Raw genomic sequence first — 22467 nt, forward strand, 5'->3', positions numbered from 1 at the left:
ATGCCCGAAGAGACAATGCTCAAAAGGTATAATTCGCTGTGGCGTCAACCGTAGTGGCAGAATAGTTGTCGGCTGTTCTGGTCGTCCAACACTGTTTTAGTATTGGGTTGATATCTCAAAGGTATGGTCATGGAACTGCGCCATCTGCGTTACTTCGTCGCCGTCGCCGAGGAATGCAATTTCACCCGCGCCGCGAAGCGCCTGCATATCGCGCAGCCGCCCCTCAGCCGGCAGATTCAGCAACTCGAGGAAGCCCTCGGGGTCCAGCTGTTCGAGCGCAATGCGCGGCCGCTGAAGCTGACCGATACCGGGCGCTTCTTCTACCTGCACGCGGTTCAACTGCTCGCCCAGACGGCCGAGCTCGAATCGATGACGAAGCGGGTCGGGAAAATCGAGCGAAGCCTGTCGTTGGGCTTTGTCGGCTCGACGCTCTACGGGATGCTGCCGAAGATCATTCGGCGCTTTCGCAGCGAGAACAGTGCGGTTGAACTGAGCCTGCACGAGATGTCCACGATGGACCAGATCAAGGCGCTGAAGGAGGGCCGCATCGATGTCGGGTTTGGCCGGATCCGTCATGAGGATCCGAGCATCCGGCGCGTGGTGTTGCGCGAGGAACGGATGATCGTGGCGCTGCCGGTCGGTCATGCACTTTCGCTGGCAAAGCCCGTGCTGTCGCTGCATGACCTGATCGGCGAGACGCTGATCATCTTTCCCAAGGCCCCCCGCCCGAGCTATGCCGACCAGGTGCTGGCGGCCTTCCATGACCGCGCGCTGAAGCCCTACCGGATCTATGAAACACGCGAACTCCAGATCGCACTTGGGCTCGTCGCCGCCGGCGAAGGTATTTCGATCGTGCCCAGCAGCGTGCACGGCCTGAAGCGCGACGACGTGAGCTACAGGGAACTCGACGATCCCAACCTCGTTTCGCCCATCATCATGAGCATGCGCATGCTCGACGAGTCGGAGGACGTCAAGGCCATGCTCGAACTGATCTATGCGCTCTACGACGAAGAACAAATGACTTATCTCCCGCCGCGCGAGGGCTAAGGCCGCCCCGCTCGACAATACCTGTCAGGTATCAAGCTAGACGTGATCGGTCTTGGACAGGCCGAAATCATGGGGTGCATACTCAAGTCGACCTCACAAACTCTATCGGCAAGGTATGAACCCAACTGTCCACTCCGTTGAAGCCATCCTGGTGGATCTGCCCACCATCCGCGCCCATCAGTTGGCGATGGCGACCATGCAGCAGCAAACGCTGGTGATCGTGAGGCTGCGCTGCAGCGACGGCGTCGAAGGGATCGGCGAAGCGACGACCATCGGCGGCCTCTCCTACGGCGATGAAAGTCCGGAAGGGATCAAGCTGACCATCGACACCTATCTCGCACCGGCACTTGCAGGGCTCGACGCGACCAACGTCCACGCGGCGATGGCACGTCTGAACAAGATCGCTCGCGGAAACCGCTTCGCCAAATGCGCGCTTGAAACGGCGCTCCTCGACGCACAGGCGAAACGCCTTGGCGTGCCCCTTTCGACCCTGCTCGGCGGCGCAGTACGGCCAACCTTGCCGGTGCTGTGGACGCTTGCCAGCGGGGACACGCAACGTGACATCGACGAAGCCGAGACGCTTCTCGCCGGGTGCCGGCACAACACGTTCAAGCTGAAGATCGGCCGTCGCAGCGTGCGCGATGACGTGGCGCACGTGTCGGCGATCAAGCGGGCACTGGGGGAGCGTGCACGCGTGACCGTCGACGTGAACCAGGCCTGGAATGAGGCCGATGCCGCGACGGGCATTGCGATGCTCGAAGCCGCCGGCATCGATCTGATCGAGCAGCCGACGCCGCGCGAACAGCGCGGCGCGCTCGCACGACTCGCCGCCCGTTTTGTGGTGCCGATCATGGCCGACGAAGCGTTGACGGGCCCGGAAGACGCGGTCGAACTGGTGCGTGGCGCCTGCGCCGACGTGTTTGCGCTGAAGATCGCCAAATCGGGCGGCATTCACGGGATGCTGCGCACGGCAGCGGTTGGCGACGCAGCGGGTATCGCACTGTACGGCGGCACGATGCTCGAGGGCACCATCGGCACGCTCGCCGCCGCTCATGGCTTTTGCACGTTGCCGCAACTCGCATGGGGGACTGAGCTGTTCGGTCCGTTGCTCGTGAAAGACGACATCGTGACCGAGCGTCCCGTGTACCGTGATTTCGACCTGCATCTTCCGGCGGGACCGGGCCTGGGTCTTGTCATCGACGAGGACAAGCTGGCGTTCTATCGCCGTGATTCTGTTCGCGTGACATCACGTCCCGCCGCGGCGGCCTGAAATCCGCTTTCGATCGCGTGCGCTGCGAGCGGAGCGGTCGCGCCTCGCACGACACTGCCAATATCTTCAAGGAAACATCATGCTTTACCTCGTCAGAATGGACGTTCATTTGCCTCTGGACATGCCCTCAGCACAGGCGGACGAAATCAAGGCGCGCGAAAAGGCCTATTCGCAAGACCTGCAGCGAAATGGCAAGTGGCAACAGCTGCATCGCGTGGTGGGCGAATATGCCAACTACAGCATCTTCGATGTCGAAACGCACGACGAACTGCATACGCTGCTGTCCGGCCTGCCGCTCTTTCCCTACATGACGATGCAGGTCACGCCGCTCGCACGGCACCCGTCAGCCATTCGCTGATCGAGCGGCGGCTTGCGGCTGTCTCCTGTCGTATTGCCCGGCGGCCAGGGACATGGAAAGGTGAGAAGTTCCAGGATGGTGAGGAATTCCAGGAGACGCAGCCATCCAGGTGAGCGTTTCCAGGAGGTGAGCCAATTCAGGAGATGAGAGCGAATTCGCAACGCGGGTGGGTGTACGAGGCACACCGTCAAGGCCAGATCATCACCGGCTTGCTGCCGCTGCGCGCCCACTGTGAAGCCGTTCGCATGAGCAAGAGTCGAAGTCGACGAGGCGCCGTGCTGGCGCCTCGACGTGCTCTACGTGCTCTACGTGCTCTACGTGCTCTACGTGCTCTACGTGCTCTACGTGCTCTACGTGCTCTACGTGCTCTACGTGCTCGCGTCAGCGCGGCTTGTGCGCGGCGCCTTCGGCCTCGGCGCGCAGGCGCTCTTCCTGGGCGCGCAGCTGGGGTGTGAGTTCGGCGCCGAAATCGTCGGCCTCGAACAGCGGGCGAATTTCGATCTCGGACTCGCCTTCCATCGGGTTGGGGCAGCGCCTGACCCATTCGACGGCTTCCTCCATCGACTTGACCTGCCACAGCCAGAATCCCGCGACAAGTTCCTTGGTCTCGGCGAACGGCCCATCGATCACGGTCCGCTGACTACCCGAGAAGCGCACCCGTTTGCCCCTGGAACTCGGGTGCAAACCCTCGCCCGCGAGCATCAGGCCTGCCTTGACGAGTTCTTCATTGAAGTTTCCCATCGCCGCAAGCAGTTCCGTGCCCGGCATTTTGCCGGCCTCTGACTCGCTCGTAGCCTTAACCATCACCATGACGCGCATCGTCGATTCTCCTTGAATGGGTTGTTGGAGCCGCACAACCCTAAAGTCGATTCAGGATCGACGGCGGCTCTCTGCCAATACGACGAATCGTGATACCTGAAATCGACATCGCCGTCAAAAAATCTGGCGCACTACGGTTCCCGCCAAACCTGCCGGCTGCAATCTGCGCAGTGCATCGAAGCGGGCGCCTAGCGAGTCGACTTTGACAAGCGGTGCGACAACCCAAGGTTCGTCACGATTTGCCAGGTATGGACCCGTGAATACTTCATGCCGAAACGCGTCGCTATGACCTCGCGAACACGTGCATTGGTCCAGGCGTCGGTCGGAAATCCATGTTCGCGTGCAGAGCCTTGCAAGGCTGCAGCGAGCCACCGAAGTGCATGCTCGTCCAGCGCCGCGGTACGTCCGCCCACGCTCACCTGTTTCAGGGCTTCAAGCCCCCCCTTTTCCAGAATGGCCTTATAGCGCCTGACCGTATCCGCGGACATGCGCAACGCTTCGACGACCTCGGGAATGGACGCGCCTTGCGCCAACATTTGCCCGGCGGCCATCCTTCGCATGACGCTTGGCAGTTCGTCAGTTCGAGTAGGCATTTGATCACCCATCGGTGGGAAGTCTCAGGCCCGCGACACGGCGGTACGTCTTTCAGCCGTGCGCGCTCGCGCGTACAGTTGCCCGTTGAATCGTCGCTGCACGGTTCCTCCGGACAAAGCCGCAACGAATTGCGTTCAATGACGGATGCCGAAGCCGGGCACGCTTACTAATAAATGTTTTCGTCTGCTTCGTGTAAAGCCTCAGGAAAAATAATTGCGTTGACGCACTATACGACGTGAACTATGGCAACCACCCCTGTTTTGTCGCCTGAAACAATCTGGGTGCTCGCTACACATTTCATAAAGCCTACAACCCGCCTTGATTTATTTTGGTACGTTAGCTATCGTTCTGAAACGGCTAGCAAAGCTTTTTGTTCAAAGTCCCGCCGCACAGGCTTCACAGTGCGCCTGCCACGTTTTCTGAGGAACGTTGTATGGCTCCACATTCTCGCCCCGTTTAACGCAGCATCCTTGCTTGCAGTGCTTTGCCGCATGCGACCGGTCACTGATCGGCCACGGCTGGCTTAAATCGTCACGTTCCAAACAAGGCGGCTTTTCGCGTTGATTTTTCCGAACAGCCATTTTGCTCGAGGAGCGGCATTGGTCTTTTTATAATGCGCGGGGAATACGATGTTAAGAGACCTTTTAAAATTATTAAATGTATTAGCCCCTGCTTTTTTCTGCAATTCAAATACCGCTTCATGGGCGCAAAGTGCGGCTGAGGACGCGAACAGGAGTGACAACCCGCTGAATCCGGCAACTTCACTCAATTTGCAGAACTATTTCGCGCCGAGTCTGTTCGGCGCAAGTGCTCGCACGAAGGATTTCCTGCTGCGCCCCACCGTGCCGCCCGGGCTAAACGGTCTCGTACCCGCGCCACAGATCTTCCGGATGACACCCCGTTCGGCATCTTCAATCTTCCCGATGGCTCGTATCTCCGCTCGACCGGAATCTGAACCTTCGAACTTCAGCGCGGCAACGATGACCTGCCGGTCGGTCCCGGTGACGGTAAGGCATGGAACGCTGGTCCGATCATCTTCAACACGTTCGTCGAACCGCCGTATTCGGTCGCACAATCTGGGGATGGCGTATCCAGATGGCAGATTTTTGCCCGCCTGAACATAACCCTCGGATAGTAACGGACAGACCCACAGAGGCGGGAACCATGAACCTTCGGACAGTCGTTCGAGCAGGAGCACTTGTCCTGGGACTTTCGTTGCTGACGCTACCGCCCGTGCAGGCGCAGACCACGGGATCTTCCGAAGCGGAAGGCGTCACGGTTTCTCCGGACGAGGCACGCAGCATTGCGAAGGACGCCTTCGTCTACGCGTATCCCATGCTCTTCAACTACAAGACGATGTACCAGCAAGCCGTTGACACAAAAGCGCGAACCTGGGTGGGTGGCTTCGGCAAGTTGCGGAATTACTCCCGGCCATATGGTCCGGAGAACAGGGAAATCGTTACGCCCAACAATGACACACCTTACTCGTGGGCCTGGCTCGACTTGCGAAGCGAGCCATGGGTACTCTCGGTTCCGGCTATCAAGGACAGACGCTATTACGTGTTCCAGTGGATCGACCTCTTCACCTACAACTTTGCGTATGTCGGCTCGCGTACGACGGGTGAACGTGCAGGCCACTACCTGTTCGCCGGCCCAAACTGGAAAGGCAAGACACCCAGGGGCATCGACCAGGTCTTCCGCTCGGAGACGGATTTCGTCCTGACGCTCGGGCGCACTGCGTTGAACGGTCCGTCGGACGTCAAGAACGTACAGGCGATTCAGAAGGGCTACAGGCTGACGCCACTGTCTGCCTTTGAGCATGGCGCGCCGCCGCCGGCAGCGCCAAGGCTGACGTTCCCCAAATGGAATGAAGCAAAGGCAACATCGATCGACTTCATTGCATACCTCAATTTCCTGCTGCAATTCACCCAACCGACTGCCCCGTCGGAAGTCGACTTGATGCAGCACTTCGCGAAGATCGGCATTGGCCCAGGCAGGCACTTCGATGCGTCAAGCTTGCCGCCGGATACGCGAGACGCCATCGAAGCGGGCATAGACGATGCCAAGGCCGCGCTTGCCGAAGCGGAAAAGCACACAACAAGCTCATTCGACCTCTTCGGCTCGCGCGAGGACCTGAACGGCGACTACATGAAGCGCGCGGTCGCCGCGGCGATGGGCATCTACGGCAACACGAAGAACGAGACCGTGTATGTCGGCACACGTGTCGATGCCGATCATCAGCAGTTGCTGGGCTCTCAGCCCTACGTGATTCATTTCGACAAAAAGGACCTCCCTCCTGCGAAGTTCTTCTGGTCAATGACGATGTACGACCTGCCCGGCCGGCACCTCGTGACCAACCCGATTCATCGCTATTCGATCGGTGACCGGACCAAAGGCCTCCAATACAACGACGACGGTTCGCTGGACATCTACGTCCAGCATGCGTCGCCTGGCAAGGACGAGGAATCGAACTGGCTTCCCGCTCCCGACGGCCCATACATTGTGATCGCCCGGATTTATGGGCCCGATGCGACGGTGTTCGATGGATCGTGGAAATTTCCGGCGCCGCAAAAGCAATGAACGCATGGCTGCCGTGAACCAAACCTGAGGGGCAATCCTGTGAACACCCCGAACTGCCTTGTCCGCGGCCTGGTCCGGGCGACACGCCCTCTACCTGCAGGTAGGCGGCGCGTGGCGCCAGGGTCCGCGCGCAAGGAACACGCTGGAGAAAGCCGATGGATACCAGTCTGACTACGCATCTGACCCGGTTGCTATTGCACGCGGCCAGAAACAGGCGCGTACTGCCTTATACCCGCTTTCACTCGATCTTCCCGCACACGATACCCCTCGCCGCCAGGCACGCCGCGCTCGCGTCTGTGCTTGAACATCTCTCCGACTGTCAGCAGGCCGACTACGGCGTGCTGCTCGCGCGCGACAACGGTCTGCCCGGACCTGAATTCTTCCAGCGATTCAGGAAACATCGACTGGACGAGTACACCGCTGTCGTAGGAGACCCGCGTTACCACAACGCGACGATGAAGCAGCAACGGTTGATTGTCGATACCGAGCGGGCTCGCGTCTATGCGCACGTGGCAACGCATTTTCCGGTGCCGGCAACGCAGCCACAAAAAGGAGTCTTCCATGACGTGCAACCCATCGAAATCGAGCCTGCATCGTGCGACCGCAATCAAGGCGGCGCTCGCGCTTCTGGTCGCTTCCGCGTGTCCGGCGATGGCTCAGAATGCCAACCCTGATCAGGGTCGACTGGTCATCGGCGCGGCTGCGCTAGCCCACGTTCAGGCGCGTGTCATTGGTATCGAGCCGGATTCGAACAGCGTGACGCTACGCGGGCCGCGCGGGAACATCGCGGTCATCGAGGTGAACCCGGAAGTCGCGGACGTGAAGAAGTTGCAAATTGGCGATGTGGTGGACATCGCCTACAAGAACGCAATTCTCATCGGCGTCGATAGGGTCGCGACAAGCGGCATTCGCGAACGCATCGACACCGAAACCGCTGTGCCTGCCTCAGGCGGTGTGGTCGCTACCGCTCGCCGGGTCGAAGTACTGGCGACCGTGCAGAAGATCGATCGCAAACATCGTCAGGTCACGCTACGAGGACCAACCCGCACTGAGGTGCTCGATGTTGCGCCGGACGTGTCGCTCGATCACCTGAAGGTGGGCGACTCGGTACGAGCCGTCTTTGTCGCTGCCGCCGCCGCGCAGGTTTCGCGGGATGGCGCGGATGTCAAGTAACAGCGCACCTGTGGTTCCGATAGCTGCCACCCTGCCGATGATCGTCCTTTCGATCCAACGCCACACCCTTCAGGAGCACTGCGATGGCTGACCTGGAAAGTATCGAAGATAAACGGGCGGCAGGCCAGAAAGCACGCGAGCGTACGAAGCGCTCGGAGCATCGCGAAGTAGGCAACGTCGATCGCGACCCCGTCGAACTGTTGCAACGTAGCAGCCAGGGACGGGTCGAGGCGCTCGTCCCGTTGCGTTACGGCCGGATGGCGGTTTCGCCGTTCGCCTTTTTTCGCGGCAGCGCCATTCTTCAGGCGCATGACCTGAGCGGGACACCGAACACCGGCATCGTCTCGTCTATCTGCGGGGACGCCCACCTGATGAACTTCGGCGGGTTCGCCACGCCGGAGCGTCAACTTGTCTTCGACCTGAACGACTTCGACGAGGTCACAATCGGCCCATGGGAATGGGACATCAAGCGGCTTGCGGCAAGTTTCGCCATCGCCGCGCAGCACATGGGCGTCGGTCGTGGCGTCGCAAGCGATCTGGTGATGGCCGTCGTCAACAGTTATCGCGACCGCATCGCCCAGTATGCGGAGTGCAGCGTACTCGAACTCTGGTACGAGCGCATTACGTTCGAAGGGATGATCGAATCGGCAGTCACCCCCGAAGGTCGGCGTCTGGTCCGCAAGGGCATGGAAGGCGGCCGGCCGGACGCACGAGAGCGTACTCAGCAAGATGGCAGTCGAGCAGGATGGCCGATGGATCATGCGCGACGCGCCGCCCGCGCTCTTTCACCCGGCCGGCCCGAACTCACTCCTCGGCGCTCAAAGCGACTGGGCCGAAACGGACGCCTGGAAGAAGAAGCTCCACAAGTCGTGGCAAGAATACCTCGACACGCTCGCGCCTGACCGTCGCGAACTGCTCTCCAAATTTGCCGTAGAGGACATTGCGTTCAAGGTTGTCGGTGTGGGCAGTGTCGGGACGTTCTGCCTCGTGATGCTTCTGATCGACAGCTGGGGAAAGCCCCTCTTCCTGCAGATCAAGGAAGCGCGCGCATCGGTGGTCGCCCAGTATTTCAACGCTCCCGGGCCGGGGCACGAAGGGCAGCGTGTGGTAGTCGGGCAGCGTTTGATGCAGGCGGCCAGCGACATATTTCTCGGTTGGACGACTGGCCCCCAAAGCCGTCACTTCTACCTTCGGCAACTTCGCGACATGAAAGTATCCGCCTCTATCGAACTCTTCGATACGACCATGCTGGAGGGGTATGCGCGAGTGTGCGCGTGGGTCCTGGCACGTGCCCATGCGAAAGCCAGCGGCAAAGCGGTAGAACTGGCGAGCTACATGGGAAAAGGCGACCAGTTCGCAGAGGCACTCGTGCATTACTCGCTTGCCTGTTCGAAGCAGAACGAGAAAGACTACGACGCCTTTCTTCGCGCATGCCGGTCGGGCAAACTGGAAGCACGCACCGATGAGGATATGGCGGCCGATTTCAGCGTTTGACGCGCTGGTGCGAGCCTGCTGCCAGCGCAGCCGGGTTCAGCTTGCCGTCGTCACGCTATCGCGTCCTGAGTCATTTGACGCTTGACCTTGCCACCGTGGGAACGTCGAAGCTAAAGGCTCCCGACTGACCACCCAAGGAGAAGCATATGGAACTGCAGATCAACGACATGACATGCGGCGGATGTGCAGCTGCGGTAACGCGCGCGGTAACGAATCTGGATAGCGGCGCGAAAGTGGACAGCGATGTCGCCACCCGGAACGTGAAAATCAACTCAGGCGCAGCGCCCGGGAGTCTGCTGGCTGCGATCCAAGCGGCGGGTTTTCACCCGGTCGAGAAAACCGGGGCATGACCGCCTGCGGCACGATGAGCGGCAGGCGGCCTTCCTCAAGCTCGCCTGCTGCATCATCTGCTGGCGACGGTGCAAAACGCATTTTGTTAGTCGAGGTCGCCCGTCGCGGACCGCACGCATTACGCCACGCCTGTGCGACGCGTCTTTTTGCCGAAGGATTGAGCCTCAAGGAGACAGGAGATCATCTCGGCCGGGAAAGGCGCGGGATCAAATGCTCCCCGGACGCGGTGGCAAGGGGGGTGAAACTGTTTGCGATTTCAACGACGCTGCAGGCCAGACGATCGGACCAGTGACGCCCGTCTGCTGCGCGACCTACTGGGCGGTCTGCTGACGTTGATACTCGTTGTGCTTCATTTGCATATAGTCGGCGCGGCTGACCTCGTGCAATTGGCGCGGATACTGCTCGGTCGCATCGAACCAGGCAGCGAGGCGTTCGTCGAGGCGGGCGTTGGGAGGGCTGGAAAGCGCACCCAGATAGGCATCGATGGCGAGGTAATAGCGCATGGTATTGCGTTCCACCAGACCGCGCACGCCGCCGATGTACTGCGTCTCGTCCGCCGGCAGATCGGGCGTGGAGGAAAAGCCAACCTTGTCCCTGCCGATCGTTGCCAGATAGGCTTTCATCGCAAGCCGTCCCGCCGTGCCGTAACCGTAGGCGTAGGTCAGATGGATAAAGGTGCGACTATCGTCCACGGGTATCGCCTCCAGCACGATACGGTAATCTTTTGTGCTCAGCGGACCCGTGGCCGCGGAGAGCTCCACACGAAGATAATCCGGGCTGCTCGCTGCCGTGCGATAGTTGAATTGCACGCGGTAGGACGAGGAAAGCGATTCCTCTGTCTTCTTGCCGATGTTCACCGTGAGGGCCGTACCGCTGGCGCTCGTCGATGCATGGCAGTACTTGATGTTCAGGTGCAGGATCAGCACGTCGCACCAGTTGGCCGGGCCCTGAGTCGGGTCGTTGAGCGTGCCGCTGACTGTCGCGAACGGATAGTTGACCACGCCGTAAATATCGCCTTTGAGTGCCGAGGGCAACTCCTGCGATTCGAGGTACAGCGGTCGCTGGAACTGGTTGAGCGCGAGCTGCTGCGTCAGACTCTGGTATTTGTCGCGCAGGCTCGCCGCGTTGTCGGCCGCTTGCGCGAAGGCGCTCTGGCACAGGCAGCAGAACACCGCCAGCATCGTGGCCATCAACCATTGTCGCGCTCTCCGGTTGCCTGTTGGTGATCTGGCAAGCCTGCCCATGGACGTCCTCCTACTTTTGGCTCAGGATGCGGGGCGCCGGGCGTCGATCGGATCGTGGCGCGCTGATTGCCTTGGCATTCTTGCAGGAGGCGGCGTGGTTTGTACATCCGTAATCGCCGCTGTCTCGCAGTACGCCGGGATAGACCGATAAACCCGTGCACTGCCGCTCGGCGACGTTCAAAGCGGCCGTCCGCCCGGACTGGTCGGCCATCGTCAGCCGAGGAACCCATACCAGCCATTGACGCCTTGAGGGACCGAAGACCGCTGTGGCCTGACCGCCCGAATGCTATTCGAAGGTGAAGGCCCGTTGTTTGAGTGGAGCCGCCGCTGGAATGGCAAGGTGACGGCTATGGCGAACGACGGCTCGTGGCCTAACCCGGAAGTACATCACCCGCTGACGGACCTATAGGTCGATCGGGCCCGAAGTTCCGGACTCGACCCGAAGCGGCCGTCGATCTTCAGGGAAAGCGGACATCCACAGACCTCGTTGCGTGCGCGTCGCGGCACGGACATCACTTACTACCTACGTACTGCGCGGCAGACGTACCGTGAACGCAGTTTCTGTCTCGTCAGAGCGCGCTTCGATCGTACCGTGATGGGCCTTGGCGATTTCGCTGGCGATATACAAACCGAGTCCGAGACTGCCCTTGCCGTCTCGTCCATTCTCACGATCCGGACCGCGCTGGAGGGGATCAAAGATGCGCTCCAGTAACGACCTCTCGATGGCGGGTCCGCTGTTCCTGACCTCGACCCGAACCTCGGCCTCGTCGCCAGTCACCACCACGTGCACCGGCGAGTCCGGCGCTCCGTACTTGATCGCATTCAGAACCAGATTGGCAAGCAATTGCTGCAGACGCTGGCCGTCCCACATGCCCTGAGCGTTGCCGTGCAACTCCAGATCGATCTGCCTGTCTGGCTGAACTGCGCGCAGCTGGTCTAACTCATCGGCGAACACGTCCGCCAGATTAACGCGGGCGGGAGTGACGTTGATGCCGAGGCCCAGCCTGGTCCGATTGTAATCGCACAGGTCATCAAGAAGCGACTGCATGCGGGCACCGCTTCGTATCAGACGCGCCGCAGCTCCCGATACGCGCTCCCCCGCATTCAGGGCGGCGAGATAGGAGGCCGTTACCTGAATCGTCTGAAGCGGGCTGCGCATGTCGTGTCCGAGCATCCCAAGGAACAGATTGCGGGCCTGTTCGACCTGCTCGCTGAAAAAGTCGACCGATTCGGCGAGCGCCTGATCGATGGCCTCATTGAAGCGGATGACGTCATCCAGATGAGGCCCGTCGGGCTGGCAGTCATCCATCCATAAACGAAGCACACTTGCACGCAGCGCGCGGTACTCGGGGGCCAGCTGCCTGATGTTGAAGCCGCCTCGCGCGCGCAGAATGGCATGCGTTTGCGCGGCTGTCTCCGGGGCGTCAACCGGTATAGGGGCTCGCCCCCATGATTTTTGGTGTTGCGCGTCCCGGGTCTGTGAAGTCCGCAAATCCTTGGCCACCGCTTCCAGAATCTGCTGCGCGTGGTCACGTAAGGCTGGCGATTCCATGCCGGCTGCAGCTGGAAACAGGGTGGCTGCAAATTCCTCCCACTGCGCCACAATGGATTCCATGTTTCGTAAGATGAAATCAGCGAGTCGCATGCCTGCTCCTGCAGAAAAAGGGTCAACGGGACATTTCTGCCGAATTTATCCTACGCGGGAATTCGTGATACAACCCCGTCGGGTTTACGCTGCTTCGAGTGGCTACTTTCCGGCCCCATCGCCGACCAGCCGGGCTCGAGCCGATGCGCTCATCCGGCACCCCTGACCGGACACCGGGCATGCAGTCCTGTCGCGCGTGCAAAGTCCGACTCAAGCATGCCGACTGGGTAGGCCATACTGGATTCGAACCAGTGACCAACGGATTAAAAGTCCGCTGCTCTACCAGCTGAGCTAACGGCCCGGCTCGCCCGATGTCCGCCGCGACCAGGGCACTTCTCGCCGGTTTGCCCTAGCCGATATCGATCGTGCGACTCGTGGATCGCGCCGGCTCCGATTTTGGCACGGTCAACGTGAGCACACCGTTGTCGAACTTTGCCAGGGCGTGATCGGGGTCGGCGTTTTCCGGCATCGGGATCGTGCGCACGAAGTTTCCATAGGCGCGCTCGAGCCGGTAGCAGCCGTCTTCCTCGCTGCGCACGTCCTGTTTCTTCTCGCCGCGCAACACGATCGCCCCATCCTCGACGCTCACATTCAGGTCTTCGCGCTCCATCCCGGGCAGTTCGGCGGTCACGCGCAACACCTTCCCTTCGTCGACGACGTCGATGCGCGGCTGGAAGCGCGATGAACTGAAGTCGCCAAACCATCGTTCGAGCGCGCCGCGGCCTGCAAACGGGTCATGGAAGAACTCTTCCACAGCACGCCACGGTTCGCGTGAGAACAGCCGCGGAATGTCAGGCCACGGGGCACGCCACTGTTCGTTCGCCGGGGGGCTTTCCGGGCTGTCCGCATCGGACTTGCGGGCCGCCCCGCGTAGGAACTTGAAGGGATTCCACTTTTTCGGGTCCGTGTTCATCGTATCCTCCTCTACGGTCCGGCCGGAGAACCGGATTCCGGCCATTGCGCTGAAGCCGCGACAGCCCTCGACATTCCGGACTGCGTCTGCGGAACGCCGCCACGGCCGCCTCGCGATCCGCGGCGCGTCCTGAGCTCACGTACCGGCACCGCCCGTATGTTGAGCGTGCATCCGCGCCAGCATTCATGTGTGACGTTCCGCATCCGGGCCTCCGCAGTCGAAGGTGGCGGCCAGACGACCGCCACCGGTTTTCTCCCTGTCGTTGCTGCCCACCTGCCGACTTCAGTCCGTCCGCACCTCGATCCGGCGCGGACGGGCTTCGTCGCGGCGCGGTATCGTCAGCTTCAGCACGCCGTCCTTCAGGTTTGCGTCAATTTTCGTTGCGTCGAAGTCAGCCCCAAGAGCGAACGCCCGCGCGAAATGAGGCTGGCGGATCTCCGCGTGCTGCAGGCGCAGCCCCGCCGGCGTGGGCACCACCGCCTCGGCCTCGATGTACAGGTTGCCATCGTGTACCTTCACATCGAGCCGGTCCTTTGTAACGCCGGGCAGATCCGCCCACAGGGTGACGCCCTGGCTATCCTCGAAGATGTCCACGGGAGGCGTTAGCGTGATCCGGCGTTGTGACTGGTCGCCTTCGCCGCGGGCCACCGCCGTTTCATCTTTCCTGGCAAGTTCTGTCGTGTCGTTCATGATGTCCTCCTCAGTTCTGCGACGGGTTTCATTGAACCGTAATGGCACGCGGCTTGGACGTCTCCCGCTTGCCGATGCTCACGGTCAGGCAACCATTGGTGTACTGCGCCGTGACCTTATCGGGGTCCGCATTCTGCGGCAGTTCAATGACGCGCCGGAAAGAGCCGACGAACCGCTCCTGCGCATAGGTACGCGTGTCGTCGCCAGCCGCGTCCGGCTGTGCGGTCCTGCGTTCGCCGCTAATGGTCAACAGCCCTTTGTCGATGGATACGTCGAGGTTCGCCGGATCGATACCCGGCGCGAACGCGACGATCTCAATCGAGTCGTCAGTCGAACCAATGTTGACCTGGGGGAATGCGCCGAAGCGCCCGGAACGGATGCTGGAGGGGAAGCCGCCGAACAGGCTCGCCATCTGCCGTTGCAGACGGTCGAACTCGCTGAAAAGGTCGGTCCCGGAATAGAGATCACTCATGGTCGTTTTCCTCCTTCAAACCAGCAGGAAGACGAACCGGCCTACGCGCTCCAGTCCGTCCGCCATGCTGCCGGCAAACAAATCGAAACACGCAGCGCGCCAAAATCTCCCAGCGCGACTGCCCGAGCGATATTTAAGATAGGACTGGAAACGGAAATTTCAAGGGGCGATGGCAACTTTTTGTTCTTGAATTCGGATTGCCCACCCCTATGTTTGTGACACCCTGCAACACCCTGCGAGGACACCATGGAATTCGAATACGATTGGCTTACTCTTGGGCGCCACCGTATCCGGTTGCGTTCAGCGAAGGGTTTCCCGACCGAGACGATGCGCACGGCGGTCGAAGTCATCCGGCTGGCGATCGACAGCAACATGAGCGCCCGGGCGCGGCTGGTTGAAGTGGTGTTCCGGCAGGAGTCCGCTTACGAGATTGCTGTCGGCACCACGTTCGCCGACGACCGGCTATGCGCGCCGCAGCTCGAAGCGGCGATCGCGACGGTCTTGGGCCTGCAGCCCGCGCAGATCAATATTTTAGTGACCGTCGTCACCCAGGAAGAGGTCGATCTGCACTTTGGTGTCTACGAACGGATGCTGGCTGAAAAGCTCGGCGTGGTGCCGCCAATCCAGTGACGCGTCGCGGCAGGCAAGGTGCGGATGATCGGCAAGGGCAGAACTCCGCGCCTGCCGCGCAGTCGCCTGCCTACCAGGGCGGACGGCGGCGGCGCCGCCTTTGCTACGATGTAATGAGGAGTTGTAGTGTATTCGAAGGCAGATTGTTCGCCGCCGGAATTCGATCAATCGGCTTCAGGAAAACCGCGACACTACCGATGAGTCGTACGCATGCATCAAAATAATGGCGATTGTCGACGATGTAGCCCGCGTCGGCGAGTGTCCCTTCGTGGCCGATCGGTGTCCTTTTCAACGCAGGCCAAGGCTTACCGACTACGCCGCAGCGGAATCTGCAAAGGCGCGTATGCTGCGCGGCGTCGCGCTTCCGGGCGCTGCGATCATTCGATCGTTGACGCAGTAGCAGCATCATCAAGGCCTCGCGGACAGCAACATCGATTGACTGGCCGAACCGCCGCGTCTGTGTGTTAATCAGCTGCCGTCGCTGCGCGCTCTATCGCGCTTGTATCGATCTTCTTCATTTTCATCATCGCGTCCATCGCACGCCTTGCGGCATCACGATCGGACCCGTTGACGAGCTCGAGCAGCCGCCTGGGCGTGATCTGCCACGAAAAACCCCAGCGATCCTTGCACCAGCCGCAAGGCGCTTCCTCTCCGCCATTGCCAACAATCGCGTTCCAATATCGGTCGGTCTCTTCCTGGCTATCCGTCTGGACCATGAAACTTACCGCCTCATTCGCCTTGAAATTGGGCCCACCGTTCAGCCCTACAAAGCGCCGGCCGAGCACGGTGAACTCGACCGTCAACTCCGGACCCTGCCCAATGCCCGGTATAGGGGATACATGACCTGCATCGACACGGCTGTCGGGAAAGGTGACGGCGTAAAACTCGGCCGCCTCGCGCGCTCTACCTTCGTCGAACCACAGGCATGTTACGAACTCAGTCATCGCAATCTCCTTTCAGAAGCACACGCAGTCAACTGGCTTTGAGGGCAGCAACCTGACGCCCACGCCACCGAGACGGTTGGCATTGACCGTCGATAATAGCCTGGCTGTTGCGTTCGAAAAGCGCGAATCGCGAAACATCGGCGAAACAGGTGGTGGATCGCGACTAGCCGACGACCCGCTTCTGCCCAACGGACCGACGCCGCTGCTACGGCTGCTTCCACGGTGCAATGGCCGTTCTTTTTCGGGGGCGTCCGTGCAGACGATCGCACAACGCCGTCGACGATGTTATTCGAATGTCAGCTTCCGCGACCCGATAGCGTATCCGCGAAACGCAAGGCGGCGATCGTAACGGACGTATTGGCTCTGGCGGACGGCTCTGCCGAAGGAGAAATGGACAATGCCGACGCAGCCGCGAGTGCTATCGAATTGCGTTGTTTACCAGTGTGGTTTCTTTATCGACGCGATGATAAGGATCAATTGTTCTTTTCCGCTTTGTCCCCGCATCATGCAAACAGATAGCGAAACAGTCGGCATCGATTGCCGTCTGACCTGCACCAACCAACGCCTGGCCCTTGCTGCCTCATGGCACCTGACAGTCTGTTTCAAGCGAGAGGATTCCCGCAATGAGTACGCCAGCCGCGAACCTGGGGATGACCGAACGAACTACGCTGGCCATCGGCGAGGTGCTGGCAGGACGCAGCGCGGGCGTCCGCTCCACGCTGCTGTTTGCCGGCCCGGCTGTCGTTGCTTCCATTGCGTACATGGACCCGGGCAATTTCGCGACGAACCTTCAGGCCGGCGCCCGGTACGGGTATTCGCTGCTCTGGGTAGTGCTGGCCGCCAATGTCATCGCCATGCTATTTCAGGCTCTTTCGGCACGCCTTGGCATTGTCACGAACCGCAATCTCGCCGAAATGTCCCGAGCGCATTTTTCGACGCCGGTGGTCTATGCGATGTGGGGAATCAGCGAGATCGCGGCAATGGCGACGGATCTCGCCGAGTTTCTGGGCGCTGCCATCGGCCTTGCGCTGCTGTTTCATCTGCCCCTGCTCGTCGGCATGGCGGTGACGGGTCTCATTACGTACGCGATCCTGATGGCCGAGAAGCAGGGGTTCCGCCCGATCGAACTGATCATCGGCGGTCTTGTCGGCGCCATTGCCCTGTCCTATGTGGTCGAACTGCTGATTGTCCACGTATCGTGGGGAGCCGCCGTGCGCGGAACGTTTGTTCCCCAACTGCCGGGTTCCGGCGCGCTAGATGTGGCTGTCGGTATATTCGGTGCCACGGTGATGCCTCACGCCATCTATCTGCACTCGGGCCTGACGCAAAATCGCGCGCCCGCGCGCACCGATGCTGCACGCCGCAGGCTGGTGCAGTTCTCGAATCGCGAGGTCGTCATCGCGCTGACGCTGGCGGGTCTGGTCAACATGGCGATGGTCATCATGGCTTCCGGCGCATTTCACGCGGGCCATCCCGAAGTAGCCGAGATCGAAACGGCGTATCACACGTTGACGCCGTTGCTCGGCGCCGGCGCGGCCGGAGTCTTCCTGGTTTCGCTGCTGGCCTCAGGCGTTTCCAGTTCGGTGGTCGGAACAATGGCGGGGCAAATGATCATGCAGGGTTTCGTGGGCTTTCGTTTTCCTGTCTGGCTACGCCGTCTTGTGACGATGGTGCCTGCGTTCATCGTCGTGGCGCTCGGGGTCAATGCAACCGATGCGCTTGTCTACAGCCAGGTAGTATTGAGCTTCGCGCTGCCGGTGCCGATGATTGCCCTCGTCATCTTTACCAGCAGGCGCGACATCATGGGCACGTTCGCCAATAGCGGGCTTGTATCCGTCACGGCAATTCTCGGGACCGCTACGATTCTGGTCCTCAACGCGATCCTCTTGCTGCAGACGTTTGGCGTTGCGATACCGGGATTGCCGGCAGCTGGATGAGGGCGGTCCCTCCCCGTCGGGCAAACTTCTCTGCATCGGCACAATCCCAAATGGCTTGCCGACCTGCGCGAAATGGCTTATAGAGTGACCGGTTCACGTCCGCGAAACATCTCTACAAAATCCTAAGAACAACGACATCTGCCGCGTCTTGTGCATTCAAATGTCAAACATAGCCACCGGCATCCAGGATAAAGGGGGCTAAAGTCCACCAGGGTTTGGTGCGCGAGCGGCGTCGGTCACTTTCCGCTTCTTTTGTCTAAAGACACCAGATTAACTCCACACTAAATACAGGATTCCTGCCATGTCTCACGTCACCGCCGTTCCCGCCGCCGACAGCGCCGTCGCGCTGGCTCACTTCCAGTCGACGCTGCAGTTCGAGACGGATTGCTGGGATGTCCATGATGCGCTGTCGTCGGCAGGCGAGGGACGCACGGGATTCATTCTGCTCGACGTCAGAAGCCCAGCTCAGTATGCACAGGGACATGTACCGGGCGCGATCAACCTGCCGCACGGCAAGATCATCGAATCGAAGCTGGCCGCATGGCCGCTTGACACGCTGTTCGTCACCTATTGCGCGGGTCCGCACTGCAATGGCGCGACGCGCGGCGCGATCCGTCTTGCGCAACTCGGGCGGTCCGTCAAGATCATGATCGGCGGGGTGACAGGCTGGCTCGACGAAGGGTTTGAACTGGCCAGGCCGGAGATGCCTGAGGCGGCGCCGGTCGTCGGGACATAAACGCAGGTGTCTCACGCGCTGCGGAATAGACAGGCGATGCCGGTCGTTTATATCGGGTAGTGATGCGGGCTGCAGGCGGCCAAAACCGCAGGGTGCGGTCCCGCTCGGCTCATCGACCAACGGCAGGCTGTCATGAACGCTCACGGCGCGCATCTCATTCGTCCGGTATCCGCTCTGCTTTGCATCGCCTCGCTGTCGGCGCTGATAGCGTGCGGTGGCGGTGGCGGTGGCGGTGGCGGTGGCGGAGGAAGCAACCCGATGCCGACGCTCACGATGTCGGGCACCGCCGCAACCGGCGTGGCGCTCAACGGTGCGGCGATGAGCGTCAGCTGCTCGCCTGGCACGGCAAGCGCCACCGCCGACGCGAACGGCAACTACAGCCTCACGGTGACGGGCACTCCACCCTGCCTCATTTCGGCGACGGCCAACGGCATTACGCTGCATTCGCTTGCATTCGCGGGTGGTACGTTCAACACGACACCAGAGACCGACCTGCTGCTCACCTTTCTCGCCGCACAGCTTGGCACGACTGAAACCGGACTCATCGCTGCCCTCCCCGCCAACGCGCGGTTTCAGCAGGTGCTGGCGAACACGACCGATGTCCTGAACGCCCAGTTTGCCGTCGTCTCGAACCTGCAGCAGCGCTATGCGCTGACGCTGTCGGCGCCGAGCTTTCTGACGACGGCTTTCACAGCCGGGCAGCCAGGCGTCGATAGCGATCTCGTTGCGCTCAAAAAAGCCGGCGCGATCGACAGCAACGGCCAGCCCGATCCCGCCGCGGTCTCGCTGATGATCACAGCAGGTACCGCGCAGGCACTGCCGGTGCCACCCACTTCGACAGGCGGCACAGGCGGCACAGGCAACCCCGGCAGCGGCGGTATGGGCGTCGGCATGATGTAGCCGCGCACAGCAGGCATCCAGCCTCGCCGCTCACGCCGCTGCAAGCGGCTTCAGGCGCAGACGCAACGCTTCGGACGCGCGCGTCATGGGCGCGCGCAGTTCGTTTTCGATTCTGCCTTGCGCCGCCAGCGCCGCCTTCACGGGCCCCGGATTCGGCTCCGCGAACATCGCGCTGACGAGCGGCGCGAGTGCATGCCAAAGCGAGCGCCCTTCGTCGAGCCTGCCTGCCGCCAGCGCACGATACAGTGCGACAAAGCGCTCCGTGCACACATGGGCCGATGCAGCGATCGCACCGGCGCCGCCCATGCAAAGCGTCGTGAAGATCTCGCTATCGTTGCCGGCCAGCACGCGCAGCCGGCCGTCGAGGATCAGCGCGAGTGTCGTATCGGGCGAACCGGAACAGTCCTTGACGGCCTGAACGCGCGGATGCGCAGCGAGCGTCAGCAGGCTGTCGAGTTCGATACGAACGCCGGTGCGCGCAGGGATGTCGTAAATCACGACGGGCTTCTGGCTCAGATCGGCAAGCGACGAGAAATGATCGATCAGCCCCGCCTGCGAGGGCCGGATGTAGTACGGCGCGGAAATCAGCACACCGGCCACCGGCTGTTCGTTGAGCTGCGCGACGCGCTCGCGCAGGCTCGCCGCGTGGTTGCCCGACACGCCCGCGAGTACGGGCAGATCGCCGGCCGCCGCCAGCGTCGTTGCGAGCACGGCGTCCTGTTCGGACGCCTCGAGCGCGGCCGGTTCGCCGGTCGTCCCGAGCGCGACGAAACCCGACACGCCCGCCTTCGCATACCCTTCGATCAGCGCGCGCAACGCATCGTGATCGACCGCGCCGTTTGCGAACGGCGTGACGAGTGGAATCCAGATCCCTGAAAAAATCGACATGAGAATACCTCGAACGTGACCGTATCGATTCCGTTCAGCAGTGCGGGGGGAAGGTACGTCGAAGGCGGGCCTTGACTGACTGTTCCGTCGCACATCTGACGGAACAGCAGGCTCCGGTCAGATGAGCAACTGTTTTTTGGCTTTCGCGCCAGCGACCGCGCAGGTGGACACGACGCTCGCAAAAGCGATGCGTGTCGCACGAAGACGGAAGATCTGGCTGGTTTGCATGGATCGCAGTGTAACCGGCCTTAGCCCCATCCTGCAAAGGGACTCATGCGCGGCGGAGTCTGCCTGTCGCAAAAATGCTTGACTTCTCCCACCATCAAACTAATATACGCACAGCGTATATCAACCAGCCTTAACCACCACCGACGGGTGACCCGCATGAGCGTTCCGCAACAAGCCTTCCTACGCGACGCCATGCGTCGCCTGAACATGACCCGCGAAACCTTCGCGAGCCGCATTGGCGTCTCCCGGCGGGCGCTCGACACCTGGCTCCTGCCCGACGATTCGCAGGAATCGCGCGCCATGCCCGAAATCGTCGAGCGTTTCGTGTCCGAGATCGTCGTCAACGGCGCGCCCAGCGAAAACTATACGCAAAGCGTAGATTCCCAGTCGCTGGCAAGCCAGATCCTGTTCGAAGGCCGGCCGCAACTGCTTTCCGTTGATCAATTCTCGCGCGACTCCGTCGAAGCGCTCTTTCGCGTCGCGGACATCATGCAGCCCATCGCGCGGCGCCGGAAAATCTCCCGCGTGCTGGAAGGCGCGGTGCTCGGCAACCTGTTCTTCGAGGCCAGCACCCGCACGCGCGTGAGTTTCGGTGCGGCGTTCTGCCGGCTGGGCGGCTCGGTGTGCGACACGACCGGCTTCACGTTTTCGTCGATGGCCAAGGGCGAGTCGATCTACGACACGAGCCGCGTCATGAGCGGTTACGTCGATGCGCTGGTGATCCGCCATCCCGAGCAGGGCTCGGTCGCCGAATTCGCGCGCGCGACCAATATTCCGGTGATCAACGGCGGCGACGGCCCCGGCGAGCACCCGAGCCAGGCGCTGCTTGACCTGTACACGATCCAGCGCGAATTCTCGCGCCTCGGCAAGATCGTCGACGGCGCGCATATTGTGCTCGTCGGCGACCTGAAATACGGCCGCACCGTGCATTCGCTCGTCAAGCTGCTGGCGCTCTATCGCGGCATCAAGTTCACGCTGGTCTCGCCGCCGATGCTCGAAATGCCGTCCTATATCCTCGAGCAGATTTCGCGCAACGGGCACGTCATCGAACAGACCCACGACCTCACGGCCGGCCTGCGTGGGGCGGACGTCGTCTACGCGACGCGCATCCAGAAGGAGCGCTTCACCGACGAGTCGTTTGAAGGATACACGCCCGATTTCCAGATCAATCAGGCCCTGGTCGATACGGTATGCGGCGCGGACACGCTGATCATGCACCCGCTGCCGCGCGACAGCCGGCCCGGCGCGAACGATCTGAGCGTCGACCTGAACCACGATCCGCGGCTCGCGATTTTCCGTCAGACCGATAACGGCATCCCCGTGCGCATGGCGATTTTCGCGGTGCTGCTGGGTGTCGAGAAGCTGGTCCAGCATTCGATGCGCGACGCCGCATGGCGTCCGCCGACGTATCTCGGTCCGGACGACGCGGTGTTTCACGGAATCGATTGAGCGTCGGCCGAACGTCGCTCAAGCGTCGACGGAGCCATCGGTAACTGAGGCGAGGCATCCCTTCGACTCGCGGCGACGCACTGGGCAACGATCTCGAACTGGCGG

At 61.3% G+C, this 22467-nt stretch carries 23 protein-coding genes, 1 tRNA gene and 1 pseudogene; 13 read left to right on the forward strand and 12 right to left on the reverse strand.

The window, feature by feature from the left end:
- The first annotated feature begins 129 nt into the window (after nt 1-129).
- From B0G77_RS25255 to catC, 3 genes are all read left to right on the forward strand, one after another.
- Nucleotides 130-1047, forward strand: a complete 918-nt coding sequence (locus B0G77_RS25255; RefSeq protein WP_133664767.1) for a LysR family transcriptional regulator — start codon at nt 130-132, stop codon at nt 1045-1047.
- Between the two features lie 115 nt (nt 1048-1162).
- Nucleotides 1163-2317 (forward strand): muconate/chloromuconate family cycloisomerase, encoded by a 1155-nt coding sequence (locus B0G77_RS25260; protein WP_133664768.1) that lies wholly within the window; start codon nt 1163-1165, stop codon nt 2315-2317.
- A gap of 79 nt (nt 2318-2396) precedes the next feature.
- Entirely contained in the window at nt 2397-2675 is a 279-nt protein-coding gene (catC, locus tag B0G77_RS25265; protein WP_133664769.1) for a muconolactone Delta-isomerase, read from the forward strand.
- Between the two features lie 381 nt (nt 2676-3056).
- Here catC and B0G77_RS25270 read toward each other — a convergent pair whose 3' ends face one another.
- The 3 genes from B0G77_RS25270 to B0G77_RS43435 all read right to left on the reverse strand — a co-directional run bounded on the left by B0G77_RS25270 (nt 3057) and on the right by B0G77_RS43435 (nt 4857).
- Entirely contained in the window at nt 3057-3494 is a 438-nt protein-coding gene (locus B0G77_RS25270; protein ID WP_133664770.1) for a YciI family protein, read from the reverse strand.
- Nucleotides 3495-3682: 188 nt separating this feature from the next.
- Nucleotides 3683-4087, reverse strand: a complete 405-nt coding sequence (locus B0G77_RS25275) for a helix-turn-helix domain-containing protein (RefSeq protein ID WP_133664771.1) — start codon at nt 4085-4087, stop codon at nt 3683-3685.
- 524 nt (nt 4088-4611) lie between these two features.
- Nucleotides 4612-4857 (reverse strand): hypothetical protein, encoded by a 246-nt coding sequence (locus tag B0G77_RS43435; protein WP_166656268.1) that lies wholly within the window; start codon nt 4855-4857, stop codon nt 4612-4614.
- A gap of 395 nt (nt 4858-5252) precedes the next feature.
- On the opposite strand from B0G77_RS43435, the gene B0G77_RS25285 reads away from it, so the two are divergent.
- From B0G77_RS25285 to B0G77_RS25305, 5 genes and pseudogenes are all read left to right on the forward strand, one after another.
- Entirely contained in the window at nt 5253-6668 is a 1416-nt protein-coding gene (locus tag B0G77_RS25285; RefSeq protein WP_133664772.1) for a DUF1254 domain-containing protein, read from the forward strand.
- Between the two features lie 155 nt (nt 6669-6823).
- The gene (locus B0G77_RS43880; protein ID WP_208116493.1) at nt 6824-7342 is read left to right on the forward strand and encodes a hypothetical protein; all 519 of its coding nucleotides are present in this window, start codon (nt 6824-6826) and stop codon (nt 7340-7342) included.
- Nucleotides 7230-7841 (forward strand): hypothetical protein, encoded by a 612-nt coding sequence (locus B0G77_RS25295; RefSeq protein WP_133664773.1) that lies wholly within the window; start codon nt 7230-7232, stop codon nt 7839-7841. The genes B0G77_RS43880 and B0G77_RS25295 overlap by 113 nt, the downstream gene beginning before the upstream one ends.
- Before the next feature lie 257 nt (nt 7842-8098).
- Nucleotides 8099-9335 (forward strand): annotated as a pseudogene (locus B0G77_RS25300) (DUF2252 domain-containing protein).
- A 146-nt stretch (nt 9336-9481) separates the two neighbouring features.
- Nucleotides 9482-9685 (forward strand): heavy-metal-associated domain-containing protein, encoded by a 204-nt coding sequence (locus B0G77_RS25305; protein WP_133664774.1) that lies wholly within the window; start codon nt 9482-9484, stop codon nt 9683-9685.
- A 312-nt stretch (nt 9686-9997) separates the two neighbouring features.
- Here B0G77_RS25305 and B0G77_RS25315 read toward each other — a convergent pair whose 3' ends face one another.
- From B0G77_RS25315 to B0G77_RS25340, 6 genes are all read right to left on the reverse strand, one after another.
- Nucleotides 9998-10876, reverse strand: coding sequence for a hypothetical protein (locus B0G77_RS25315; protein ID WP_243751205.1), 879 nt, complete (start codon nt 10874-10876; stop codon nt 9998-10000).
- A gap of 577 nt (nt 10877-11453) precedes the next feature.
- The gene (locus B0G77_RS25320) at nt 11454-12575 is read right to left on the reverse strand and encodes a sensor histidine kinase (RefSeq protein WP_133664777.1); all 1122 of its coding nucleotides are present in this window, start codon (nt 12573-12575) and stop codon (nt 11454-11456) included.
- Between the two features lie 228 nt (nt 12576-12803).
- Nucleotides 12804-12876 (reverse strand) — tRNA-Lys (locus B0G77_RS25325).
- Between the two features lie 48 nt (nt 12877-12924).
- Nucleotides 12925-13488 carry an Hsp20/alpha crystallin family protein gene (locus B0G77_RS25330; protein ID WP_133664778.1) on the reverse strand — a complete coding sequence of 188 codons (564 nt, stop codon included), beginning with the start codon at nt 13486-13488 and terminating at the stop codon, nt 12925-12927.
- A 282-nt stretch (nt 13489-13770) separates the two neighbouring features.
- A complete protein-coding gene (locus B0G77_RS25335) occupies nt 13771-14178 on the reverse strand; it encodes an Hsp20/alpha crystallin family protein (protein ID WP_133664779.1) in 408 nt (135 codons plus the stop codon).
- A 28-nt stretch (nt 14179-14206) separates the two neighbouring features.
- On the reverse strand, nt 14207-14650 hold the full coding sequence (locus B0G77_RS25340; RefSeq protein ID WP_133664780.1) for an Hsp20/alpha crystallin family protein: 444 nt from the start codon (nt 14648-14650) through the stop codon (nt 14207-14209).
- Between the two features lie 246 nt (nt 14651-14896).
- On the opposite strand from B0G77_RS25340, the gene B0G77_RS25345 reads away from it, so the two are divergent.
- On the forward strand, nt 14897-15280 hold the full coding sequence (locus tag B0G77_RS25345) for a hypothetical protein (RefSeq protein ID WP_132459559.1): 384 nt from the start codon (nt 14897-14899) through the stop codon (nt 15278-15280).
- 103 nt (nt 15281-15383) lie between these two features.
- On the opposite strand, the gene B0G77_RS25350 is transcribed toward B0G77_RS25345, so the two are convergent.
- Both B0G77_RS25350 and B0G77_RS25355 read right to left on the reverse strand, forming a co-directional pair.
- Nucleotides 15384-15689 (reverse strand): hypothetical protein, encoded by a 306-nt coding sequence (locus tag B0G77_RS25350; protein ID WP_133664781.1) that lies wholly within the window; start codon nt 15687-15689, stop codon nt 15384-15386.
- A gap of 55 nt (nt 15690-15744) precedes the next feature.
- On the reverse strand, nt 15745-16224 hold the full coding sequence (locus B0G77_RS25355; protein WP_133664782.1) for a VOC family protein: 480 nt from the start codon (nt 16222-16224) through the stop codon (nt 15745-15747).
- A 623-nt stretch (nt 16225-16847) separates the two neighbouring features.
- On the opposite strand from B0G77_RS25355, the gene B0G77_RS25360 reads away from it, so the two are divergent.
- From B0G77_RS25360 to B0G77_RS25370, 3 genes are all read left to right on the forward strand, one after another.
- A complete protein-coding gene (locus B0G77_RS25360; RefSeq protein ID WP_133664783.1) occupies nt 16848-18161 on the forward strand; it encodes an Nramp family divalent metal transporter in 1314 nt (437 codons plus the stop codon).
- A gap of 301 nt (nt 18162-18462) precedes the next feature.
- Entirely contained in the window at nt 18463-18897 is a 435-nt protein-coding gene (locus B0G77_RS25365) for a rhodanese-like domain-containing protein (RefSeq protein ID WP_133664784.1), read from the forward strand.
- 132 nt (nt 18898-19029) lie between these two features.
- On the forward strand, nt 19030-19797 hold the full coding sequence (locus B0G77_RS25370; protein ID WP_133664785.1) for a hypothetical protein: 768 nt from the start codon (nt 19030-19032) through the stop codon (nt 19795-19797).
- Between the two features lie 30 nt (nt 19798-19827).
- Here B0G77_RS25370 and dapA read toward each other — a convergent pair whose 3' ends face one another.
- The gene (gene dapA / locus B0G77_RS25375; protein WP_133664786.1) at nt 19828-20685 is read right to left on the reverse strand and encodes a 4-hydroxy-tetrahydrodipicolinate synthase; all 858 of its coding nucleotides are present in this window, start codon (nt 20683-20685) and stop codon (nt 19828-19830) included.
- Between the two features lie 384 nt (nt 20686-21069).
- On the opposite strand from dapA, the gene B0G77_RS25380 reads away from it, so the two are divergent.
- A complete protein-coding gene (locus tag B0G77_RS25380) occupies nt 21070-22362 on the forward strand; it encodes an aspartate carbamoyltransferase (protein ID WP_133664787.1) in 1293 nt (430 codons plus the stop codon).
- The last annotated feature ends 105 nt before the right edge of the window (nt 22363-22467 follow it).

Origin of the sequence: Paraburkholderia sp. BL10I2N1, from assembly GCF_004361815.1 — a bacterium.
Taxonomy (GTDB): domain Bacteria; phylum Pseudomonadota; class Gammaproteobacteria; order Burkholderiales; family Burkholderiaceae; genus Paraburkholderia.

What these genes read in the sequence shown, in the direction of transcription:
- B0G77_RS25305 (WP_133664774.1), top strand. Translation starts at nt 9,482, where the DNA reads ATGGAACTGCAGATCAACGACATGACATGCGGCGGATGTGCAGCTGCG.
- B0G77_RS43880 (WP_208116493.1), top strand. Translation starts at nt 6,824, where the DNA reads ATGGATACCAGTCTGACTACGCATCTGACCCGGTTGCTATTGCACGCG.
- B0G77_RS25320 (WP_133664777.1), bottom strand. Translation starts at nt 12,575, where the DNA reads ATGCGACTCGCTGATTTCATCTTACGAAACATGGAATCCATTGTGGCG.
- B0G77_RS25330 (WP_133664778.1), bottom strand. Translation starts at nt 13,488, where the DNA reads ATGAACACGGACCCGAAAAAGTGGAATCCCTTCAAGTTCCTACGCGGG.
- B0G77_RS25285 (WP_133664772.1), top strand. Translation starts at nt 5,253, where the DNA reads ATGAACCTTCGGACAGTCGTTCGAGCAGGAGCACTTGTCCTGGGACTT.
- B0G77_RS25350 (WP_133664781.1), bottom strand. Translation starts at nt 15,689, where the DNA reads ATGATGCTGCTACTGCGTCAACGATCGAATGATCGCAGCGCCCGGAAG.
- B0G77_RS25335 (WP_133664779.1), bottom strand. Translation starts at nt 14,178, where the DNA reads ATGAACGACACGACAGAACTTGCCAGGAAAGATGAAACGGCGGTGGCC.
- B0G77_RS25315 (WP_243751205.1), bottom strand. Translation starts at nt 10,876, where the DNA reads ATGGCCACGATGCTGGCGGTGTTCTGCTGCCTGTGCCAGAGCGCCTTC.
- B0G77_RS25270 (WP_133664770.1), bottom strand. Translation starts at nt 3,494, where the DNA reads ATGCGCGTCATGGTGATGGTTAAGGCTACGAGCGAGTCAGAGGCCGGC.
- B0G77_RS25255 (WP_133664767.1), top strand. Translation starts at nt 130, where the DNA reads ATGGAACTGCGCCATCTGCGTTACTTCGTCGCCGTCGCCGAGGAATGC.
- B0G77_RS25295 (WP_133664773.1), top strand. Translation starts at nt 7,230, where the DNA reads ATGACGTGCAACCCATCGAAATCGAGCCTGCATCGTGCGACCGCAATC.
- B0G77_RS25340 (WP_133664780.1), bottom strand. Translation starts at nt 14,650, where the DNA reads ATGAGTGATCTCTATTCCGGGACCGACCTTTTCAGCGAGTTCGACCGT.
- B0G77_RS25345 (WP_132459559.1), top strand. Translation starts at nt 14,897, where the DNA reads ATGGAATTCGAATACGATTGGCTTACTCTTGGGCGCCACCGTATCCGG.
- B0G77_RS25365 (WP_133664784.1), top strand. Translation starts at nt 18,463, where the DNA reads ATGTCTCACGTCACCGCCGTTCCCGCCGCCGACAGCGCCGTCGCGCTG.
- B0G77_RS25380 (WP_133664787.1), top strand. Translation starts at nt 21,070, where the DNA reads ATGAGCGTTCCGCAACAAGCCTTCCTACGCGACGCCATGCGTCGCCTG.
- B0G77_RS25370 (WP_133664785.1), top strand. Translation starts at nt 19,030, where the DNA reads ATGAACGCTCACGGCGCGCATCTCATTCGTCCGGTATCCGCTCTGCTT.
- B0G77_RS25360 (WP_133664783.1), top strand. Translation starts at nt 16,848, where the DNA reads ATGAGTACGCCAGCCGCGAACCTGGGGATGACCGAACGAACTACGCTG.
- catC (WP_133664769.1), top strand. Translation starts at nt 2,397, where the DNA reads ATGCTTTACCTCGTCAGAATGGACGTTCATTTGCCTCTGGACATGCCC.
- B0G77_RS25355 (WP_133664782.1), bottom strand. Translation starts at nt 16,224, where the DNA reads ATGACTGAGTTCGTAACATGCCTGTGGTTCGACGAAGGTAGAGCGCGC.
- B0G77_RS25260 (WP_133664768.1), top strand. Translation starts at nt 1,163, where the DNA reads ATGAACCCAACTGTCCACTCCGTTGAAGCCATCCTGGTGGATCTGCCC.
- B0G77_RS25275 (WP_133664771.1), bottom strand. Translation starts at nt 4,087, where the DNA reads ATGCCTACTCGAACTGACGAACTGCCAAGCGTCATGCGAAGGATGGCC.
- dapA (WP_133664786.1), bottom strand. Translation starts at nt 20,685, where the DNA reads ATGTCGATTTTTTCAGGGATCTGGATTCCACTCGTCACGCCGTTCGCA.